The organism is Polyangium sorediatum, from assembly GCF_029946465.1.
Taxonomy (GTDB): domain Bacteria; phylum Myxococcota_A; class Polyangia; order Polyangiales; family Polyangiaceae; genus Polyangium; species Polyangium fumosum.
In genome coordinates this window covers 1-1,294 of the sequence record NZ_JARZHI010000168.1, presented here as the reverse complement: position 1 = coordinate 1,294, position 1,294 = coordinate 1, and the positions used below count along the sequence as shown (strand labels likewise).

Genomic DNA, 1,294 nt, shown 5'->3' with positions numbered 1-1,294 from the left:
AGACGGTGGCGCCGTGCTCGCGAGCGTCCAGGCTCTTCGACCCGCAACGCGGGCGCACCGCGGCCTTGACGCTCGCTGCGCGCGGCGCTCGATGATGCGTTGGGCGATGGTGGACGCGAAGTCTCGCTAGGCCGGAGCAGACACCTCGTTCGACTTCCAGCGACTCCCGGACCGTAACATCGCGTTCAGCATCGTCAGCAGCTTGCGCATGCACGCCACCAGCGCGACCTTCTTCGCTTTTCCTGCGATCAGCAGTCGCTGGTAGAAGGCTCGGATCGTGTCGTTGCGCTTCGTCGCGACCAGCGTCGCCATGTACAGCGCTGCGCGCATCGGCGCCCGTCCGCCCCATATGCTGCGTTTGCCTTGCATCTTGCCGCTGTCGCGGTTGAGCGGCGCTACCCCGACAAGCGCTGCGATCTGCTTGCGGTTGAGCGTCCCGAGCTCGGGCAGCGACACCAGCACCATCGATGACACGACCGGACCGACTCCGGGCACCGACTGAAGCAGGTCGTCTTTTTCGCGCCACATCGGGCTGTTGCGCACGCTCTTCGTGATGTCCTTGTCCAGGTCCTTCATCTGCTTGCGCAGCCACTCGATGTGCAGCTCCAGGCTCTTGCGCATTGAGCTGACGCGGCAGGCGCTCAGCCGGCATCTCTCGGCCACGAGCATCTCGAGCAACTGGCGACGACGCATCACGAGCGCCTCCAGCTCCCGCGTCTGCGCGTCGGGCAAGGGCCGCGGTTCGGGGCGCACCGCCTCGCCGAAGTGCGCCAGCACCGCCGCGTCGATCGCATCCGTCTTCGCAAGCTTGCCGAGCGCCTTGGCAAAATCACGCGGCTGGCGAGGGTTCACGATCGCAACAGCCACCCCCGCCGCCGCAAGGGCCGCCGCTACGGCCGTTTCCAGGCCTCCCGTCGCCTCCATCACGACCAGCGTCGGCCCGGCCTGTTGCACGAAACCGACGAGCGTATGCAGCTCGTCCGCCGCAAAACGACGCGCCGCTCCCGTCGGTCGAACGGCTACGTCCAGGTGATCCTTGGAAACATCAATACCTACAAAACACGCCTGAACTTGTTGATCCATAGTTGCCTCGTGGATCTCGAGGCAGCCTCCGGCGTGTCCCATCCTTGTCGATGCGAGCTAGAGCTCAGACAACTGTTCGGGCTTACCGCCGGAGGACGAGAGCGCGGCGACCCAAGCTCGACCACGGGCTCGAAGACCCAAGGGGCCACGGTCTACCGCGCCCTCTGCCTCCAGACCCCCGAACCCTAGCGCAGCCTTCAGATACAAGGGG

At 65.8% G+C, this 1,294-nt stretch carries 1 protein-coding gene; it reads right to left on the bottom strand.

The window, feature by feature from the left end:
- Positions 1–126: 126 nt before the first annotated feature.
- A complete protein-coding gene (locus tag QHF89_RS49840; RefSeq protein WP_136973422.1) occupies positions 127–1,083 on the bottom strand; it encodes an IS110 family RNA-guided transposase in 957 nt (318 codons plus the stop codon).
- Between the last annotated feature and the right edge of the window lie 211 nt (positions 1,084–1,294).

Bases quoted from the DNA above. Each gene is read 5' to 3' on its own strand.
- QHF89_RS49840 (WP_136973422.1), bottom strand. From the start codon at position 1,083: ATGGATCAACAAGTTCAGGCGTGTTTTGTAGGTATTGATGTTTCCAAG.